15 protein-coding genes are annotated in these 18,876 nt (G+C 66.6%); 8 read left to right on the top strand and 7 right to left on the bottom strand.

Features of this window, described 5'->3' with window-relative positions:
* Positions 1 to 32 precede the first annotated feature (32 nt).
* Both ACLMAJ_RS00560 and ACLMAJ_RS00565 read right to left on the bottom strand, forming a co-directional pair.
* Positions 33 to 488 carry a hypothetical protein gene (locus ACLMAJ_RS00560; protein ID WP_412011434.1) on the bottom strand — a complete coding sequence of 152 codons (456 nt, stop codon included), beginning with the start codon at positions 486 to 488 and terminating at the stop codon, positions 33 to 35.
* Positions 485 to 2,914, bottom strand: a complete 2,430-nt coding sequence (locus ACLMAJ_RS00565) for an AAA family ATPase (protein WP_412011435.1) — start codon at positions 2,912 to 2,914, stop codon at positions 485 to 487. The genes ACLMAJ_RS00560 and ACLMAJ_RS00565 overlap by 4 nt, the downstream gene beginning before the upstream one ends.
* Before the next feature lie 442 nt (positions 2,915 to 3,356).
* Here ACLMAJ_RS00565 and ACLMAJ_RS00570 point away from each other — a divergent pair, with 442 nt between their 5' ends.
* From ACLMAJ_RS00570 to ACLMAJ_RS00590, 5 genes are all read left to right on the top strand, one after another.
* Positions 3,357 to 6,449 carry an SWIM zinc finger family protein gene (locus ACLMAJ_RS00570; protein ID WP_412011436.1) on the top strand — a complete coding sequence of 1,031 codons (3,093 nt, stop codon included), beginning with the start codon at positions 3,357 to 3,359 and terminating at the stop codon, positions 6,447 to 6,449.
* A 41-nt stretch (positions 6,450 to 6,490) separates the two neighbouring features.
* Entirely contained in the window at positions 6,491 to 7,561 is a 1,071-nt protein-coding gene (locus tag ACLMAJ_RS00575; RefSeq protein ID WP_412011996.1) for an ATP-binding protein, read from the top strand.
* Complete coding sequence (locus ACLMAJ_RS00580) at positions 7,558 to 9,918, top strand: DUF5682 family protein (RefSeq protein ID WP_412011437.1); 2,361 nt, start codon at positions 7,558 to 7,560, stop codon at positions 9,916 to 9,918. Before ACLMAJ_RS00575 ends, ACLMAJ_RS00580 begins: the two co-directional genes overlap by 4 nt.
* A gap of 49 nt (positions 9,919 to 9,967) precedes the next feature.
* Complete coding sequence (locus ACLMAJ_RS00585) at positions 9,968 to 11,131, top strand: VWA domain-containing protein (RefSeq protein ID WP_412011438.1); 1,164 nt, start codon at positions 9,968 to 9,970, stop codon at positions 11,129 to 11,131.
* Positions 11,132 to 11,237: 106 nt separating this feature from the next.
* Positions 11,238 to 12,362 carry an alpha/beta hydrolase family protein gene (locus tag ACLMAJ_RS00590; protein WP_412011439.1) on the top strand — a complete coding sequence of 375 codons (1,125 nt, stop codon included), beginning with the start codon at positions 11,238 to 11,240 and terminating at the stop codon, positions 12,360 to 12,362.
* A gap of 90 nt (positions 12,363 to 12,452) precedes the next feature.
* Here the strand turns inward: ACLMAJ_RS00590 and ACLMAJ_RS00595 are convergent, their stop codons facing one another.
* The 3 genes from ACLMAJ_RS00595 to ACLMAJ_RS00605 are packed head-to-tail and all read right to left on the bottom strand — an operon-like array spanning position 12,453 to position 13,157.
* Positions 12,453 to 12,638 carry a hypothetical protein gene (locus ACLMAJ_RS00595; protein ID WP_412011440.1) on the bottom strand — a complete coding sequence of 62 codons (186 nt, stop codon included), beginning with the start codon at positions 12,636 to 12,638 and terminating at the stop codon, positions 12,453 to 12,455.
* A 4-nt stretch (positions 12,639 to 12,642) separates the two neighbouring features.
* Positions 12,643 to 12,963 carry a hypothetical protein gene (locus tag ACLMAJ_RS00600; protein WP_412011441.1) on the bottom strand — a complete coding sequence of 107 codons (321 nt, stop codon included), beginning with the start codon at positions 12,961 to 12,963 and terminating at the stop codon, positions 12,643 to 12,645.
* Positions 12,963 to 13,157 carry a hypothetical protein gene (locus ACLMAJ_RS00605; RefSeq protein WP_412011442.1) on the bottom strand — a complete coding sequence of 65 codons (195 nt, stop codon included), beginning with the start codon at positions 13,155 to 13,157 and terminating at the stop codon, positions 12,963 to 12,965. The genes ACLMAJ_RS00600 and ACLMAJ_RS00605 overlap by 1 nt, the downstream gene beginning before the upstream one ends.
* Positions 13,158 to 13,395: 238 nt before the next feature.
* Between ACLMAJ_RS00605 and ACLMAJ_RS00610 the strand changes: the two genes are divergently transcribed.
* The 3 genes from ACLMAJ_RS00610 to ACLMAJ_RS00620 are packed head-to-tail and all read left to right on the top strand — an operon-like array spanning position 13,396 to position 14,694.
* Positions 13,396 to 14,280, top strand: coding sequence for a helix-turn-helix domain-containing protein (locus ACLMAJ_RS00610; protein ID WP_412011443.1), 885 nt, complete (start codon positions 13,396 to 13,398; stop codon positions 14,278 to 14,280).
* The gene (locus ACLMAJ_RS00615) at positions 14,277 to 14,498 is read left to right on the top strand and encodes a DUF397 domain-containing protein (RefSeq protein ID WP_412011444.1); all 222 of its coding nucleotides are present in this window, start codon (positions 14,277 to 14,279) and stop codon (positions 14,496 to 14,498) included. The genes ACLMAJ_RS00610 and ACLMAJ_RS00615 overlap by 4 nt, the downstream gene beginning before the upstream one ends.
* Complete coding sequence (locus ACLMAJ_RS00620) at positions 14,488 to 14,694, top strand: DUF397 domain-containing protein (protein ID WP_412011445.1); 207 nt, start codon at positions 14,488 to 14,490, stop codon at positions 14,692 to 14,694. The genes ACLMAJ_RS00615 and ACLMAJ_RS00620 overlap by 11 nt, the downstream gene beginning before the upstream one ends.
* Before the next feature lie 465 nt (positions 14,695 to 15,159).
* Here ACLMAJ_RS00620 and ACLMAJ_RS00625 read toward each other — a convergent pair whose 3' ends face one another.
* Both ACLMAJ_RS00625 and ACLMAJ_RS00630 read right to left on the bottom strand, forming a co-directional pair.
* Positions 15,160 to 15,957: a phosphatase PAP2 family protein gene (locus ACLMAJ_RS00625; protein ID WP_412011446.1), complete on the bottom strand. Its 798-nt coding sequence runs from the start codon at positions 15,955 to 15,957 to the stop codon at positions 15,160 to 15,162.
* A gap of 354 nt (positions 15,958 to 16,311) precedes the next feature.
* Positions 16,312 to 18,840, bottom strand: coding sequence for an ABC transporter permease (locus ACLMAJ_RS00630; RefSeq protein ID WP_412011447.1), 2,529 nt, complete (start codon positions 18,838 to 18,840; stop codon positions 16,312 to 16,314).
* Positions 18,841 to 18,876: the final 36 nt, after the last annotated feature.

The raw sequence follows: 18,876 nt of genomic DNA on the forward strand, positions 1-18,876 counted from the left end.
ACGCGAGTCGGGTGATTCGGTTGCGATAAGCGTCATCGAGCTTCCGCTTCGGCGAGCGCCGTAGCGATCGCGGCGGTCTGCTCGCGCCAGCGGCGCAGTTCGGTGACGCTCGGTGCGAGCTCGTAGTCGTAGTGGTGGGCGGCGCGCGAGAGTGCCGCCCATACCGTGGCGACCTGCGCGGCCGTCTCCGGACCAGCGAAGACGCGTAATGCCAAGAGCTGCGCGCGCATCGGGCAACGCATCAGTTCCGGTGCGACCCGCTCCCACAGTTCATCGACACACTGTTCGAGGGCCAACCGCAGAATCCACACCGTCGCACGCGACCACAGCCCGTCGGCATCGGTCACCGATCCGTCGAGCAACCGGTCGACGGCATCGAATCGTTCGGCAACGGTCGGCCTCGGTTGTGCGCGCGGTCGGCCCTTACCCGATCGGCCGGCGGGACCGCGGCCGCTCGGCCCTCGACGAGGTCTGCGTTGCGCACTCATCTACGCAGCCAGGCGACGAACTTCTCGGTATCGGCGATCAGGTCGCGCATACTGCGCTCGATCGGCACGTGTGCGCCCGCTGTCGCATCGCGCAGAGCGTCCACCACCCATTTGCCTTCGCGGGCAAGGTGTTTGTTCAGATCGTCGACACGTCCGGAGACGCCCATCACCGCGAGCGCGACCATCGCCCTGGTGGTGTGCGCGCCCTCGACGTAGCGCTCGACCTCACGATGGTCCATACCTTCGGCGAGCAGATTGCGCCGCACTCGTGCGAGGCTGGCCGCCTCCACCGCGGAGCGGCAGCAGGTGGCGACGAGTTCGTCGGCGATCGCCTGCGGCAGCTGCGGGGTTTTCAGCAGCGAGCGCGCATCGTCGAGGTAGCGCCGCACCGGGTCGCTTGCCATTCTGATTTCGACCACCGAACGCTCGCGCCGCTGTACCTCGAGCACGCAGGCATCCAACTCCATGCGGCGCACCGCCTCGGCCAGCCGCTCGTCGTGGGTGAACACGATCACCTGACGCGTCCACGCGACAACGGCCAGGACCCTGGCCAGCCCGTCCACCTTCGCCGGGTCCATCGCCTGCACCGGGTCATCGATCATGACGAAACGAAACGGACTCTGTTCGACGGTCGCGCGCGGCAGGAACAGCGACAACCCCAGCGCGTGCAGCTCACCCTGGCTCATGACGCCCAGCGCCGCACCGTCGACATCGTCGACGGTGACATCGAGCAGCACCCGCCTGGCCGTTCCCGCGTTGCCCTGCAACTTGATCGCGCCGAGCTCCACATTGCTCTGCTGGCGCAGCGAGTGCCAGACCCAGCGCGCCGTCGTCTCCAACGGCGCCATTCGTTCGCCGCGCAACCCCGCGGTCGCGGACTTGAGCCAGTCTTCGGCCCGTCGCACGGTGCGCAGCACGCCCGACTGCGCGGCCACCTGACGAGCGCCGTCCAACCAGCCGACCAACCTTGGCACCAGCGGCGACCAGACTTCGTCGATGCGGCTCAATTCCTTGCGGGTGCCCTGTTGCAGCAGATCGAGTTCGTCGACGAGCCGCGCATGCGCGCAACGCAACCTATCGGGCAGCTGAGCGGTGTAGTCGGCCGAAGTCAGCGCGGCCCAGTCCGACCACGCCCTGCGCACAGCCGTTGTGTCCACGGTCGGCGGGTAGCCGGGATCGAAATCCAGTTCCGAGGGAACATGCTCCGGCAGTGCCCGTGCGGCGCGCACCGCACTGTGCAGTTCGGCACGCGCGGTGGCGAGCGCATCGACGCGTGCGGTCAGCGCGGCGATCGAATCGTCGGCGTCGTTCGCCCACGCGTCGTCCAAATCCCCACGCCCGCATACCGGGCAGGCGCAGGCACCGCTCGCGACGACATGATCGCGCGCCCGACTCAACAGCCCGAGCACCCGCAGGTCGGCTTCGGCGTCCGCGGTGGAGTCGCGGGCGAGCACGGTCGCGCATTCCTCCAGACGTCTTGCCACCGCTTCGACCTCGGCACCGGACGGGATGGCCAGGCGCACGATCGCGCGCAGGCCCGCTCGTCCGGACGGATCATCGGCGGAGCCGAACACCTCACGACCGATCGCGGTGAGATCGGGTTGTGCGGGGCGCAGCAGGGCCGCCACTCGGACCGCGCGGCTGTCGGCCACCGACTCCAGTGTGGCGACAAGTCCGAGCCGGGCCTGCCGCGAATCCCGGACCACGCGTTCGAGTTCCAGCCTGCGTGTGCGTATCCGCTCCTGCGCGGAAGTCAATTCGTCGAGGCCGAGCAGCTGGTGCAGCGCGTCGAAGAGGTCGCTGGGTTTGCCGTCGACCAGCGCACCCAGTTCGCTGTAGGACAGGAAGGGGCGGTACAGCTCCAGCAGTGCCGACCATCGATCGGCGTCGAAATCCGTTGGCGGGGCGGGTGGGCGCTGCTCGGTCCAGCGCGCCGCGCCGAGGTTCGTCCCCGGTGCCCACTCTTTGGCGATGGTCAGCTCGGAATCGCTTCCCGCGGTGAGCAATTCCAGTTCGATGCGCGTCGCGTCGGGCTCGTGCAGGTTGCGCCAACCCTCCCGCCACGCCGCGGACCGCCCATCCCATCGGCGATTGCCACCGGTGAACGCCAACTCGGCGGCCTCGGCGAAGCTGGATTTGCCGCTGCCGTTACGTCCGACGACCAGGGTCAGGCCAGGGCCGGGCGGCAGGTTCAGCGTCGCCTCCTGGCCGATGCCGCGGAATCCACGCACCCGGATGGATCGCAGGAATATCCCCGAATCATCGAATTCCATTGCCCTGTCGGGAGACTCGGTGCCGAGCGCCTGCAAAACGGCCGCTGCTACGTCCACGGTTACCGTGGGATCCGCGGCGAGCCTGCGAGCAATCACCTCGGTCAGCCGCGGCACGGACTCCGTCGCCTGTTCGGCCTCGGGATCCGTGCGCATGCGAAACCCCCTCCACCGAACCGCGTCCTGGCGACCCCAATGCCCGGCGTCACTGCCGAAAGCTGTGCGAAACGCTACCCGATCGCGTTGAATTCGCCCACAGCACGGGATGAATACGCTGGTAGAGGTGCGAACCTGCCCGCGGGGGTCGGTATGGCCATCGAGCGGCAGGGGAATGCGCTCGATGTCCACCCCTCGCCGACCCCTGCGGGCAGCTCGATGGTGTATCACCCGACATGGGTGGCTCGGACGAGCCGAACAGAACAGAATGACAGAAATGCGACACTTAGGCAAGGCATATTTGCCACGAGTTTGCCAGCTGCACAGCGATTTCCAGGCAAAACCGGTGGGTAGCGCCGCACTTGTCGGTGGGCTGCGGTAGAAATCCGGTCAACCGAGAAACGGGGGAACAGATGAAGCAGAGCCGAACCGGCACGGCCCGATGACGGCGCCGTGGACCGCGGAACAGGTCGCCGCCCTCGCGCCGGATGCGAGCTCGCTGTCCGCCGCGCGGAAACTCGCCGGACGCTGGCACGGCACCGGATACCACGACACCGCGCTGTGGGGCCTGTGCAAAGGCAGTGGCGCCAAGCCCTATCAGACGATCGTCGATCTCGCAGGACCCGCGTACAAGTGCTCGTGCCCGAGCCGGAAGTTTCCATGCAAGCACGCACTGTCATTGCTGCTGAGCTGGTCGGACCGGACGATCGATGAGACGGCGCAGATCGCCGATTTCGCGGCGGACTGGATCAATGGAAGGACTACCCGCGCCGCGGCCAAGCTTGACGGTGAAACCGCAACGCGCACACCCAATCCAGCGACGGCCGAGCAACGCCGGGTGCGGGTCACCGCGGGTCTCGAGGAGCTCGATGTCTGGCTCGGCGACCAGGTGCGCACCGGGCTCGCACAGTCCGACAGGTCCTTCGGCGCATTCGAGGCGATCGCCGCACGGATGGTCGATGCGCAGGCGCCCGGCATCGCGGCCGCGCTGCGCCAATTGCCTGCCACCGTCGTTACCAGCGCGGATTGGCCAGAACTAGTACTGCGCGAATTCGCGAGGCTGCACCTTCTGGTCGCCGCGCATCGCCGCATCGCCGACATATCGCCCGCCTTGGCGGCCAGCGTCCGCTCCCACATCGGCTACCCCGCACCGGCCGAGAGCGTGCGCACCGAGCCCGCCGTGCGCGACCAATGGATGGTGCTCGGCGTCAGAACCGGCGAGGAGGAACGACTCTACACCCGCCGAAGCTGGCTGTACGGCAGGAAAAGTCGCCGCTGGGCCCTACTCGTCGAGCACTCGTTCGGCTCACCCAGCTTCTCCGCGGAAGTCCCCGCCCCCGGCATGATGGCCGACGCAGACCTGCACTATTACCCCGGCGCCGCGCCGCTGCGCGCCCTGTGGGGCGAACGGCACGGCGTCGCCGAACCATTCACCACACTGCCCGGGGCAGCCGAAGCGGGTACCACGCCGGCCGACGCAGTCGAACCACCTACCGAACGGCCCAGCGCTGCGGAAGCGGGCACTATCGCCGCCGCGCTCGGTGCGCATGCGCAGGCACTCGGTGCGGACCCATGGCTGCGGTCGTGGCCGGTTCTGCTCACCGACGTCGTACCGGTGTCGACCGAAAAGGGTTGGTATATAGCCGAATCCGGTGGTGCGGCGCTGCCGGTGGCGCCGATCGAGCAGCCGTGGCGGCTGCTCGGTGTATCCGGTGGTCATCCGGTGGCACTGGCCGCCGAATGGACAGCGGACGGCCTGGTCCCGATTTCGGCGTTCACCGCCGGCGAAGTCGTCGACGTGAGCGGCCGAGAACTCGCCGCCCGCAATACCCGGAGTTCGGCTGCCATACCCTCGCAGAACGCCGCTGACCTGACCTCCGTCGCGTTGCTCGGGACAGCACGCCGCGCACCAGACCCCACCCGGCTCGACCCGCCCGTCGCGGCCGCCGCCACCCAGCTGCGGACCGAACCGGCAATGCTGTTGCTCGAATCAGCCGTGCTGCGTGACACTTTCGCGCGTGGCGGCGTCACAGCGGGCACCGCGACCCCACCCGAGCCCGCCGAAAGCGACACCCGGCGACTGCTTCCCAGTTCGGCCGCCTCTCGGCTCGCACGCATGCTGGCCGATCGCTCGCCGTTCCTGGCCGAATGGTTCGCCACCGCCGCGCCGCGCGACTATCGCGCCCCCGACGCACTGTGCGGACAACTGCTCGAACAAGCGAAGACGAACGCCGAGCTACGCGAACCCCTACTGCGCCTCGCCGGTGCGCGCGGCCGATGGCTGGCGATGCAGCATCCGGACTGGCGAAACCTGGTGCGACACAGCACCACGACACCGCCGACGGATGTGTGGCAGTTCGGCAGGCCCGCCGAGCGCAGGGAGTGGCTCACCGAGCTGCGCCGCCACGACCCGGGCACCGCGCGAGCGGCACTGACCGCGGCGTGGCCTCGGGAATCCGGCCCACTGAAGGCGGAGCTGCTCGCCGTTCTCGCCGAAGCGCTTTCGGCCGCCGACGAAGCACTGCTCGAAACCGCATTGGACGATCGCCGCGCGGACGTCCGGCGAACCGCCGCCGGTCTTCTCACACTGCTTCCCGACTCGCGTTTCGCTCACCGAATGAAGCAACGCGCGGCCAAGTGGATCACCATCGACTCGCTCCCCACCGAACACAGTCCGGTCCGCACGCATCTCACCATCGACCTACCCGACGCACTCGCCCGCGAAGACCACAGAGACGGCATCGCCGACCGCAGTGTCGAATTCACCTACCGCTGGGGTGGCGCACCCGATGTCACCGCGGGCCGAGTCCGCCAACTCATCGCCGCAACCTCACTCGCCCACTGGGAATCAGCCCTCAGCAGCCTGAACACACCAAGCACCCCCCACACCCTGAGCACGCCCAGCATCCCGAGCGTGCCCAACGCTGCGCGCGCGCAACGCACGCCCAACACCTCGACTGCACCCGACACTCCGAGCACGCCTGCTGACACGCCGGAGCAGGCGACGCAGGCCGGGATCGAGGATCGCTTCCGGCAGCCGGTTTTCGACGGATGGGTTGATGCCGCACTGGCACAACGCAATCCGGAATGGGCGCGGGCCCTGTTCAACGCCGGAGTGCCGTCCGATCTCGCCATGCTGCGCCGCCGCGAACTGTTCGCGCTGCTGCCGATGGCTGATCGGACCCAGCATCTGTTGCGGCTGGACGGGTCCTGGCTCTCGGAGATCGAGGCATTGCTGCCCGCAATGGGGCATCCGTGGCCGGAGTCGTTGGCGCAGCATTTGATTCTGTTGCTGTTCGAACGTGCGCGCGCCGCGTACCAGCCGCCGGGGACGCAACGACCAGGGGCGCACGGCGCGACGCCGAGCGCGCACCGGTCGCTGCTTGCCGCGGCGGCCGCGCGACTGCCGCTCGGCGCGGTCGGCGCGGTCACCGTGGTGGCCCGCCGGTGCGACGACCCCGCCTGGGAGCAGGCATTCAACCAACTCGCCTACGACCTCAACCACCGCTCGATGATGCTCGAGGAGTTGCAGTGACCACCACCGCAGTGACCACCGAAGACACGACGCCGGACCTGATGCGTCCACACGCCGAACAGGCCTTCGCCGACGAACTGCACGCACTGGCCGCCATCGACGACCGCCCGCGCCCACCGTCGTGGCGGTTGTCGCCTTGGGCCGTGGTCACCTATCTGCTCGGCGGCGCGCTCGACGACGGCACCGTGATCACCCCGAAGTACGTCGGCCCACGCCGACTCATGGAGGTCGCGGTCGCCACCCTGGCCACCGACCGGGCGCTGCTGCTGCTCGGCGTGCCCGGCACCGCCAAAACTTGGGTATCGGAACACCTTTCGGCCGCTATCAGCGGCGAGTCGACGCTGCTAGTGCAGGGCACCTCCGGCACCGCCGAAGAGGCGATCCGCTACGGCTGGAACTACGCGCGACTGCTCGCCGAGGGGCCGAGCGAAGGCGCGATGGTGCCGTCACCGGTGATGACCGCGATGCGGCGCGGTGCCATCGCCCGCATCGAAGAACTGACCCGTATCCCCTCGGATGTCCAAGACGCGCTGATCACCGTGCTGTCCGAAAAGACCCTGCCTGTCCCGGAACTCGGCACGGAGGTACAGGCCGCCAAGGGCTTCAACGTCATCGCCACCGCCAACGACCGCGACCGCGGCGTCAACGACCTGTCCTCGGCATTGCGCCGCCGTTTCAACACCGTGGTACTTCCGCTGCCCGCCAGTGAAGACGACGAGGTCGCCATCGTCACCCGCCGCGTGGAACAGCTCGGCTCCGCACTCGAACTGCCGACCGTGCCCGCCGCCGCCGAGGAGGTGCGCCGCGTCGTGCGCATCTTCCGCGAATTGCGCTCCGGCATCACCGCCGACGGCCGCACCAAGCTGAAATCCCCGACGGGCACCCTCTCCACCGCCGAAGCGATCTCGGTCATCACCAACGGCATAGCCCTCTCCGCCCACTTCGGCGACGGCATCCTGCGCGCCTCCGACATCGCGGGCGCCGTGCTCGGCTCGGTGATCAAGGACCCGGTCTCCGACGCCGTCGTCTGGACCGAATACCTGGAAGCCGTCGTCCGCGAACGCCCGGACTGGTCCGACTTCTACCGAGCCTGCCGCGAGGTAAACGGGTGAGCGGGTACGGCGATGACGGCAGCACATCGCAGGCCCCCGAGGAGCCTGCGACGCGGGTATTCGGGATCCGCCATCACGGCCCCGGTTCGGCCAAATCGCTGCGCTCGGCGCTGGAGGCATTCCGTCCCGATGCGATCCTGATCGAGGGGCCTGCCGACGCCGACCCACTCGTCGGTTACGTTGCCGCCGAAGGGATGGCACCGCCTGTCGCGCTGCTGGCCTATCTGCCGGACACTCCGGCGAAGGCCGCTTTCTGGCCGTACGCGGTGTTCTCCCCGGAATGGCAGGCGCTGCACTACGCCGTCGAACACGCTGTGCCCGTGCGGTTCTGCGATCTGCCCGCGACGAATGTGCTCGCCCGCGACGACGAACCGGGCGATCACATCGACCCACTTGCCGAGCTGGCCGCCGCCGCCGGGTACGACGATGCCGAGCGCTGGTGGGATGCGGTGGTCGAATCGGCGTCCGACGCAACCGCTTTCGAGGCGATCACCGAAGCAATGGGTGCGATCCGCGAGGCCGCCGAAGCTGGAACACTGAGCGCGGCCACCAACGGCCTCCCAGCATCGGCCGAACCGACCGGCGACATCACGGCCGGAGATTCCTCATCCGACAGCGAATCGGCCGACGAGGACATCGCGCCGCGAGTGCCGATCGCGATCGACGAGCACACACTGCGGCGTGAGGCCTACATGCGGCAGACGATGCGTAAAGCGCTCAAAGACGGCTCGCAGCGGCTCGCGGTGGTCTGCGGCGCGTGGCATGCTCCCGCGCTGGTCGGCAAACTCGGGCCCGCCGCCGCGGATATGCGGCTGCTCAAGGGGTTGCCCAAGGTGAAAGCCACGGTGACCTGGGTGCCGTGGACACATTCGCGGCTGGCGTCGGCGTCCGGGTATGGCGCGGGCATCACCTCGCCCGGCTGGTATCACCATCTGTTCACCCAGACCGAGCAACCCATCGCACGGTGGCTCACCAGGGTGGCAGGAGTACTTCGGGCGCATGATCTGCCGGTCTCCAGTGCGCACATCATCGAGGCCATCCGACTCGCCGACACCCTCGCCGTGCTGCGCGACCGCCCGCTCGCTGGGCTGTCCGAGGTCACCGAGGCGGTGCGTTCGGTGATGTGTGCTGGCGACGAGACGATGGTGCGGCTGATTGCCGCCGAACTCGTTGTCGGAGAGGCGCTCGGCAGCGTGCCGGAAGGTACGCCGACCGTGCCGCTCGACGCCGATCTGCGGGCCGAGATTCGGACGCTGCGCATGAAGCAAGAGGCTTCGTCTCGGGCCCTCGACCTGGACCTGCGCAAAGAGCGGGAGGTCGATCGCTCCCGGCTGCTTCATCGGCTGCGACTGCTCGGCATCGACTGGGGCACACCGACCGCCGGAGAGGTGCGCAGCACCGGCACCTTCCGGGAAACCTGGACGCTGGAGTGGCGACCGGAGTTCGCCGTCTCGATCATCGAGGCCTCCCGCTGGGGCACCACCATCCGAACCGCCGCCGAGGCGAAAATACTCGATCTGGCCAACCGAGACGGCAGCACCGTCGCCGATCTCACCGCCGCGTTGGAAACGGCTCTGCTCGCCGATCTCGGCGGTGCCACCGATGGCCTGATCGCGCGACTGGAATCGGTTGCCGCACTGGATCATGACGTAAGCCACCTGCTCGCCGCACTACCCGGTCTGATCCGCACGCTGCGCTACGGCGACGTCCGAGGCACCGATACCAAGGCGCTCGCCCATGTCGCCGACGGCCTGCTCGTGCGCATCTGCGCGGGCCTGCCCGGCGCGGTCACCGGCCTGGACGCCGATGCCGCCGAACTACTCCGCGGCCTGCTCGATGCGGCCCACATCGCCATCCATACCAGGGACGACGGCTGGGCTATCAAGGAATGGCTCGCCGCGCTGCGCCGCCTCGCCGACCGCGACGACGTACACGGCGCACTGGTCGGCCGAGCCGTCCGGTTGCTCTGCGACGCGGACATCATCGACGAAACGGATTCCACGCGAAGGCTTTCCGCCGCGTTGTCGATCGGCAACACCGCCGCCGCCAAGGCCGCCTGGATCGACGGCTTCCTCGGGGGGCGCGGCCTCTTGCTCGTCCACGATCGAGAACTGTTGCGTCTCATCGACGATTGGTTACGCGGCCTCGGTGACGACCAGTTCATCGATACCCTGCCCTTGCTGCGCCGCACCTTCGGCGCCTTCGAGTCGGGAGAACGCCGCGCCATCGGCCGAGCCGTCCATGACGGGGGTTCCATCGCGTCGCGCACCGACGCCGACGACAGCACCGCCTTCGACATGACTCGTGGCCTGATCGCCATGCACACGGCGGCCGAGATTCTAGGAGTCGCGGTATGAAAATCACTCGGCACCGGACCGCGACCATCAACCTCCCTGGAGCGGCTGGATGAATGCCCACGACGAAACACATTCCCGGCGTTGGCGTCTGGTGCTCGGCACCGCTGCCGAGCCGTCCCTTGGCGGCCTCGGGTCCGTCGACGACCAGGCGATGGATGCGGCGTTGTCAGCCCTGTACAACACCGACGACACCACACCTTCCGGGAAAAGGACGGCCGGTCTCGGCGGCTCGGCACCGAAGGTCGCCCGCTGGCTCGGTGACATTCGTACCTATTTCCCGTCCACTGTCGTCGAGGTCATGCAGCGCGACGCGGTCGACCGGCTGAACCTCACGCAACTGCTGCTGGAGCCCGAATTGCTCGAAGCGGTGGAACCCGACGTCCACCTCGTCGGCACGCTTTTGAGCCTCAACTCGGTGATGCCCGAAACCACCAAGGCGACAGCGCGAATGGTGGTGGAGAAGGTCGTTCGCGAGATCGAACAGCGCATCGCCGCACACACGCTCGCGGCCGTCTCCGGCGCCCTCAACCGTGCGGCCCGCATCGGCCGCCCACGCCTGCGCGATATCGACTGGGATCGGACCATCCGCAAGAACCTCGCGCACTACCTGCCCGAACATCGCACCATCGTGCCCGAACGCCTCATCGGCTACGGCCGCAAAGCCCAAGCGGTCCGTCGTGATGTGGTGCTCGCCATCGACCAATCCGGCTCGATGGCCTCCAGCGTGGTCTACGCGTCGGTGTTCGGCGCGGTCCTCGCCTCGATGCGCGCATTGAAGACATCCCTCGTCGTCTTCGACACCGAAGTCGTCGATCTCACCGAAAAACTCGCCGACCCGGTCGATGTGCTGTTCGGCACCCAGCTCGGCGGCGGCACCGACATCAACCGCGCCATCGCCTACTCACAATCGCTCATCACCCGCCCCGCGGACACCCTTTTCGTCCTCATCTCCGACCTCTACGAGGGCGGCATCCGCAACGAAATGCTCCGCCGCGTCAACGCGATGAAAGAATCCGGCGTCCAAGTGGTGGTCTTACTGGCCCTCTCCGACGAGGGCGCCCCCGCCTTCGACCACGACAACGCCGCCGCCCTGGCCGCCCTCGGCGTCCCCGCCTTCGCCTGCACCCCCAACAAATTCCCCGACCTACTGGCGCTGGCCCTCGACCACGGCGATATCCAATCCTGGGCCAACACGAACGCAGGTCAGCGATAACTTCAGACACGGCGCGCCATCGAAATTGATCAGGGCCGGCATCGGGGATCTCCCCGATGCGAAGACACAAGCCCGACAGCGAGACTCGACACGAAATGATCAATTCGTGGAAAGTGAGCCCGTGCGTTTCGCCCGTCTTCTCGCCCTCGCAGCTATTCTCGCGACAGCACTGTGCACAGCGACCGCAGCACCCGGGTCGGCCGCACCAACCGCGTCCGGACCCGATATCAGTTCGGCGCTGCCTGCTCCGACCGGACTGTTCCCGGTCGGTGTCCAGGAGTTCCACCTGGTCGACGATCGTCGCGATCCGTGGGCCCCGTATCGTGACCGCGAACTGATGGTCTCCGCCTGGTATCCCGCCCTGGCGCCGATGGGCAGGCCGGATTCCTACGCCACACCCCAGGAATCGGCACTAATCCTGAGCTCGCTCGGCCTCACCGACATCGCGCCGGAAGCGCTCAGCACGATACGAACCCACGCCTATATCGACGCTCCGGGATGGGGCTACCCCCTACCCACCGTGGTGCTCTCGCCCGGCTTCACCATGCCGCGTTCGTCGCTCACCGGGCTCGCCGAGGAACTCGCCAGCCGCGGCTACCTCGTTGTCGGCATCGACCACACCTACGAGTCCGCCGCCGTGACCTTCCCGGACGGCCGCATCACCGAATGCCGGGCGTGCCAGGGCCGCCCGGACGGCGCGGCAGTCTCGCTCGAGCGCGCGCAGGATGTGTCCTTCGTCCTGGACGAACTGGCCGGACGTCTGCCGATCGACTCGACACGCATCGCTATGGGCGGGCACTCGGCAGGCGGGTTCACCGCGCCGTTCGCTCTCGCCGAAGACAACAGGATCCGCGCGGGATTCAACCTGGACGGAACCTTTCCCGCCCCGCCCTACGGCCGAGCCGTCGACCGCCCTTTTCTGATGATGGGCGCGCCACACCACGCACCAGAGGGCAAGTACGGCGCCAAGTGGGCCACGATCTACGACGCCTTCGATGGCTGGAAACGCTGGTTGTCAGTGGAGGGCACCTCGCACTCGTCGTTCACCGACTACGCGCCGATCGCCACCGCCCTCGGTATCGAGGTCCCGGAGACAACTATCGACGGCAACCGTGCCATGAACCTGACGCGCCGATACGTCGCTGCCTTCCTCGACAACCAGTTGCGCAACATCCCGCAGCCGATCCTCGACGCCCCGAACCCCACAGCCCCCGAGGTCCACTTCGGCTGACCGATCGGCCTTTCCGCGCGGGCGACGAGTCACCGTTCGTCCGGAGGCGAGTAGCACCTGACGGAGGTGGGCTCTCGGTGTTTGTCGCGGTCATGCGCCACTCGCGAGCCAGCCGTCCTCGTCGACCCGGGAGAGGGTGCCGTCCGCGTGGTGGAGTATGGCGGGGCCGTTGTCCGGGGCGATGGCGAGCTTGTGGGCGGTGTCCTCGTGGAAGATCGTGAGCAGAACCGCTACCGAATAGGCCAGATCGTCTGGCAGACAATAGAGTTCGAACACCCGGCTAGCCCCTTGTCCCCGAGGGCGGCAGATCGGCCATGTTGAGCAGTGCGTGCCAGTAGTCCTCGCGCACCGCGTCCCACAGATCGAGGTAGCCGGGGAACGCGTCACGCACCGTTGCTAGATCCGGCGGTGCCACCTCATCGAACAACACCAAACCCGGTGCGGCCATGGGCAGCAGCTCCCGGCCCGGCCACCGGTAAGCCGGGGACGCGTCCGCCCGATTCTGGACCCGCAGAATGCGAGCCCCAGCGCGCAGCAATCGCCAAGAGGCGACCTTCCGCCCATCTGGTGATTCGGTGGTGCGCAACCTGTCTCGGCGCATCACCGAACCTCCCGGTCTATGCGCTCGATGCCGGGGAACGCGACACCCCGGCACCGGGACGATTCGGCGCTCGCCTCGCCCGCCCACTCGCGTACGGCGATCGCGAAGCTCGCCACCACATCGGCCGTCGCGCCGACATATTCGCTGGGTGGCCCGATGAACGGGTCTCGTTGCGGAAGCTCATTTTTCGGCATCTGCCGACCTCCGGAGGATTGCCTGCGGCTTATGTGCGCCCGGCTCTGGACGTCGTCTGCAACCAGAGACTGCCTCTCGACCGGGCACGCGCATAGGACACCATGCGGCGCGCAGGCGTTCCTTCCAAATTGGGTTTCTCAAAGAGACTGCCGCAAAATGCCTGGCACACGGTCAATGAAGTGAGACAGTGCAGTGCACGTTCGGCACACGCGGGGACTCAGAACGGGGGCACACGATATGTCAGAAGCTGGCAGCACAGTTCCACGGCGGCAGTTGGGCCGCTATCTGCGAGACCTACGGACGCAGACCGGGATGACCATTCCCGAGGTAGCGAAACTGATTGAACGAAGCCCAAGCACTCTGCAACGGATCGAGAAGGGAGACCTACCACAGAGGGTGCGCACGGTTGACATCCGAGAGCTGTGCAACGTACTCGGGGCCGATGACACCATGACCACAGCGCTTACGGGACTGGCCGAGCAGGCGAATGTACAGAGTTGGTGGCACGAATACGGAAATCTGATTCCGAAAGACTTCGATGTGTACATGGGGCTGGAGTCAGCAGCTGAACGTCTGACCTCGTACTCACCCGACGCCGTAATTGGACTTCTACAGCACGCCGACTACGCCCGGGTTCTCGCTCGGGATGTCTACTCACAGGGGACGCCCGATGAGATCGAACAGCGCGTACACCTCAAACAGCGGAGACAGACGCTGGTCACCCGGAAGCGGCAACCCGCGAAACTGACAGTGGTTCTGGGCGAGGCGTCGGTACGCCGCGTCGTTGGAAACCGGAAGGTCATGTCGCACCAGCTGAAGCATCTAGCGGACATGAGCACTCTGCCGAATGTGTCGATTCGAGTGCTCGCGTTCAATGCCGGTATCCCGATGGGGGATCCGCTCGGCCTGTTCACCATCCTCGGATTCGGCACCACAGCCAAAAGTCAGCACGTGGAACCGCCCGTGGTCTACCTGGAGAACTTCACCGGCGATATGTACCTGGAAAAGGCCGCCGACGTACAGCGCTACTATGAGGCGCATCAAGCAATCCAGCGCGCGGCGCTGGACGAGAAAGCAAGCAGGGACCTGTTCAGGCAGGTAGCAAGGGAGTTTAGCGCGTGACCGACAAGTACGACGTTGACCTCTCAGAGGCACGTTGGTTCACCAGCACCCGCACATCCGGCGGCAAAGACTGCGTCGAAGTCGCGTTCCTCGATGGGGGCAACATCGGAGTACGTGACTCGAAGAACCCAACCGGCCCAGCACTGGTCTTCACCCCGGGTGAGTGGGAAGCCTTCACCGCAGGCGTGAGCAACGGCGAGTTCGCCAGTGAGTGTTGACCTGTCGGGGGCACGATGGTTCAAAAGCAGACGCAGCAGTGGCTCTCAGGAATGCGTTGAGGTGGCCTTCCTCGACGGGGGTCACGTCGGCGTCCGAGACTCCAAGAACGGGGCTGGCCCAGCACTGGTCTTCACCCCCGGCGAATGGGATGCCTTTACCACAGGCATGAACGACGGCGAGTTCAACCGCCGGTAATCCTCGCTTGACAGCGCAAGGCCCCAGCTCGTTTGTGTTGAGCTGGGGCCTTGCTCGCTGTACAGGCCGTCTGTTCGGACAGTCCGTCGGCGCGAAGATGTCCAGCGGGCATCGTTGGATGACAACAGCTACCGCTTGCGGAGTCCCCCCATTTCACCGCACCCCCAACTCGCATTGGCTCTGAACTGCGGCAACGTTGGTCTTGGACCAACACCAACACAGAGCCCGGGGTCAGTAATCCCCCGACGAACTCACCAGGTTCCCGCCGACATGCTCACCATGCCTTTGAACACGTCGACGAACCTGTTGCCCATACCCATAAAGACATCGAGAAAGTCCATGCCGAACCCCTTTCGAGACTATTCAACTAAATCCGACAGCCGAGTGTAGGGCCGTGCTCGAATCGATGTGCAGGGCAGGCCGATTTATGTTGCGCGTCAGCCGATGACGCGACCGGTGTCGAGATCATCGGTACAGGACAGGTGACGATTCCACCGGGCCCATCACGCCCCACGCGGTTGCCGAGCCGGGGACCACCAGCGGATGTATGGCCGCCGCTACCGCTAGCAGCGTGATCGCCACGATGACGTCGAGCCAGTAGTGGTTGCCGGTGCCGACCACCACCAGGGTCGTGATCACCGGGTGCGCCAATGCCAGCCAGCGCCATCGGGTTCGGGTCGCGGCCACCACGGCGAAGGCCAGCAGCAGCGCCCATCCGACGTGCAATGAGGGCATTGCCGCGAATTGATTCGACAGGCCGCCCGAATCGGGTGCGCCGTATACCGATTGGCCGTGGATCGCGGCGAGATCGACGAAGCCGTACTGCGGGAACATCCGCGGCGGGGCCAATGGCATCAGCACGTGCACCACCAGCGCGGCGCCGGTGAGAGCCGCCATCAGGTTGCGGGTCCACCGATAGTGCTCGGGCCGGAATGCCCACAGCCACAACAGCACCGCGACCGCGACGGTGAAATGTGCGGTGGCGTAATAGAAGTTGGCGGGCAGCGCGAGGAAGCTGTGGTCGACGAAGATCGCTTGCAGCGTCGTTTCCTCGGGCAGTCCGAGCCGGTCTTCGACGCCGAGGATGCTGTGCGCGTTGCTCATCGCGTGCATCGTGTCGTCGGCGGTGAACATTCGACCGACCCGATACGCCAGATACAGGACGGTGATCAGCACGAGTTGCCCGATCGCCTCGCCGCCACGGCCACGCACCGCGGCCCGCACCCGTTCGACCCGCTCGGCGAGCGCTGGCGGAAAACTCACGCCCGGACCACCGGCACCTACTGCCACCATCGCCAGCAGTTCCTTCCTCATCGCACCAGGCCGTCACCGACAATTAAACGGAGCAACCACCTCCGTTTACCGTAGCAGCACCTTCGGCCTCGCCCCACCGCTATGTGACCGGACAGACAAAAATGGTCGGCATCGATCGCCGGCCGGGTGTAATCGTCAGCAGACCAAGGAAATACGGCGATCTGCCGCAACCAGCGACCTGCCGATCTCGCTACGCCTCCACGGTCCCGGCACGATCACGACAGCGCGGCAGGGCCCGCAACGTAGACGGCCGGTGTCACCTTTTCGGGCAACACCGGCCGGTAGGTCAGCGGACGGAAGTCTCTACAAATCCGCGATGGCTGCCAATGGCGGCGTGCGTGCCGCACGGATACCGGGCCAGAGAGCCGCGAGTACGCCGACGACGGCTGAGCTCACCAGCATCAGCACCAGTTGGTTCCATGGGATCGCGATCTGATCGATCCCCAGGTCGCGCAGGGTGCGCAGGAAGCCGACGCCGAGGCCGAGGCCGAGCAGCATGCCGACGATCGCGCCGAACACCGCGATCAGCATCGATTCCAGATAGATGGTTCGCCGTATTTGGGCTCGCTGCATTCCGACCGCGCGCAACATGCCGATCTCTCGACGACGCTCTACCACCGACAGCGCCAAGGTATTGACGATGCCGAGGATCGCGATCACCACTGCCAGCGCGAGTAGGCCGTAGAGGATCGCGAGCAGGGTGTTGATCTGTTTGCCCTGTGCGCCTTTGAACTCCTCGCGGTCCTGTACCTGAACGACCACGAACTGCTCGGTCGCCTTCTCCAGGTCGGCGCGCATCTCGGTGAGATCGGCGCCGGGCTTCGCCTTGACCAGTATCAGGAAATTGGTCCGGAAGTTGACCGGCATGGTCTCGTCATACATCTTCGGCGACACCACCATCGGGCCGAGCAGCGGCGTCTTCTTGTAGATGCCGGTCACGGTCACCTGAATCTTCTTCGCGTCCAGGCTGACCAGGTCGACGTGATCGCCGACCTTCCAACCCCGCTTGTCGGCCTCGTCCTCCGACACGAGCACATCGTGATCGCCGATCGTATCGGTGCCGCGCACTATGTCGTAGTTCAGCACACTGTCGAGCGGCCCGTCCGGTGCGGTTCCGAGGATCTGATCGTCGCCGACCTTGAAGCCGACACCGCGAATCCCGACCACATCGGCCACCTGCGGCACCGACTTGCGCACCGCGTCACCCGCACCGAGCGGCACCCCGATCAGCTGCGGCCCTGCCAGCACATAGTCGGCCTGCACACCCTTGTCGACAAGCACGCTCACACTCGCCTTCGCCGAGGCGCCGAGCATGCCGATCGCGGTCACCAGCATCAACCCGAGGGTGAGCGCGAAAGCCGTTGCGGCCGTGCGACGCGGGTTACGGGCGGCATTGTTGCGCGCCATCCGGCCGATCGGCCCGAACGGGCGAATCAACACCCCGAGCACCGCGACCACCGGCCGCGATACCGCGGGCGCGGCGAGCAACACCGCCAGTATCAGGGCCAGCGCACCGATGCCCACCGTCAAAGCCGCATTACCGCCGGTGGATTGCGCGCCGATCACCACGAGGACCGCGCCCGCCACCGCGAGCAACGCACCGATCAGGGTGCGAAGCCGCAAAGAGTCACCGGCAGAAGCGAATTCCTCTCGCATCGCCTCGACGGGCGGAATCTTCGCGGCCCGTCGCGCCGGCGCATAGGCACTCACCATGGTGACCAGCAGTCCGACGAGCATGCCGACCACGATCGTGCGCGGTAGCACCGCCATCGAACCGGTCGGCAGCCCGAGATCGAAGGCGTTGAGCAGCGCGGAAAGCCCGAACGCCAGACCGACACCGCCCGCCAATCCGATTGCGCTACCGATCAACCCGATAACGAAGGCCTCCGCGACCACCGAACGACCGACCTGCTGCCTGCTGGCGCCGACCGCGCGCAACAGCGCCAGTTCACGCAGCCGCTGCGCCACGATCATCGAGAAGGTGTTGTAGATGATGAACGTGCCGACGATCAGCGCGATCGCACCGAAGGCGAGCAGAAAGTAGTTGATGAAGTTCAGCGCGTTGGAGATTTCCTTCTTCATATCGGCGCGCACCTGCTCGCCGTTCTGCACCTTGTAATCCTTCAAGGTGGCCGAGAGCTGATCGCGCAACTGATCGCCGGGGATGCCCGCCGCGGCGATATCGACATAGGCGACATGCGTGCCGTCGGTGAACAGCTTGCGGGCCTGCGTGTCATCGAACAGCAGCCCGATGAAGCCGCCGGTATCGGAAGCCACCTGGTAGATGCCGGTCACCGTGACGTCGATGGGTGGACCGTGCGACGGGATGAGGACTTTGGTCTTGTCCCCCACCTTCAGCCCGGCGCGTTCGGCGCCGCCGGTATTGATCGCGATCTCGCCCTCCCGCGTGGGTGCGGCGCCCTCGACGAGCTTGTCCGGTTCCGCGACCGCCTTCTCCGGCGGCAGGTACGACTGCCCGAAAGTGGGCGCGCCACCGGTCTGTACGGCCTTCTTGCCGTCCGGATACAGCAGCACCACGGGGCCGTTCACGCTCGGCGCGACGGTCCGAACCCCATCCATCCTGGCAATCTGGTCCACCAGACTCTGTGGAACGCCGAGGGCCTGTCGTTCCTTGGGGCTCACCCGAACGTCGACGCCCTTCGCCTGATTGGCGAAGATCCCGTCGAAGGTGCGTTGCAAGGTATCGGTGAACACGAACGACCCCGCGATGAACGCGGTACCGAGCACCACCGATAGCAGGGTCAAAGCCAGTCGCACCTTGTGCGCGGCGAGATTGCGCAAGGCCACCTTGCGCATCGGGCTACCGGCCATCACTGCTGCTCCTGGATCTTGCGGGATGCCGAGCAG

Source organism: Nocardia arseniciresistens, assembly GCF_046764875.1.
Classification (GTDB): domain Bacteria; phylum Actinomycetota; class Actinomycetes; order Mycobacteriales; family Mycobacteriaceae; genus Nocardia; species Nocardia arseniciresistens.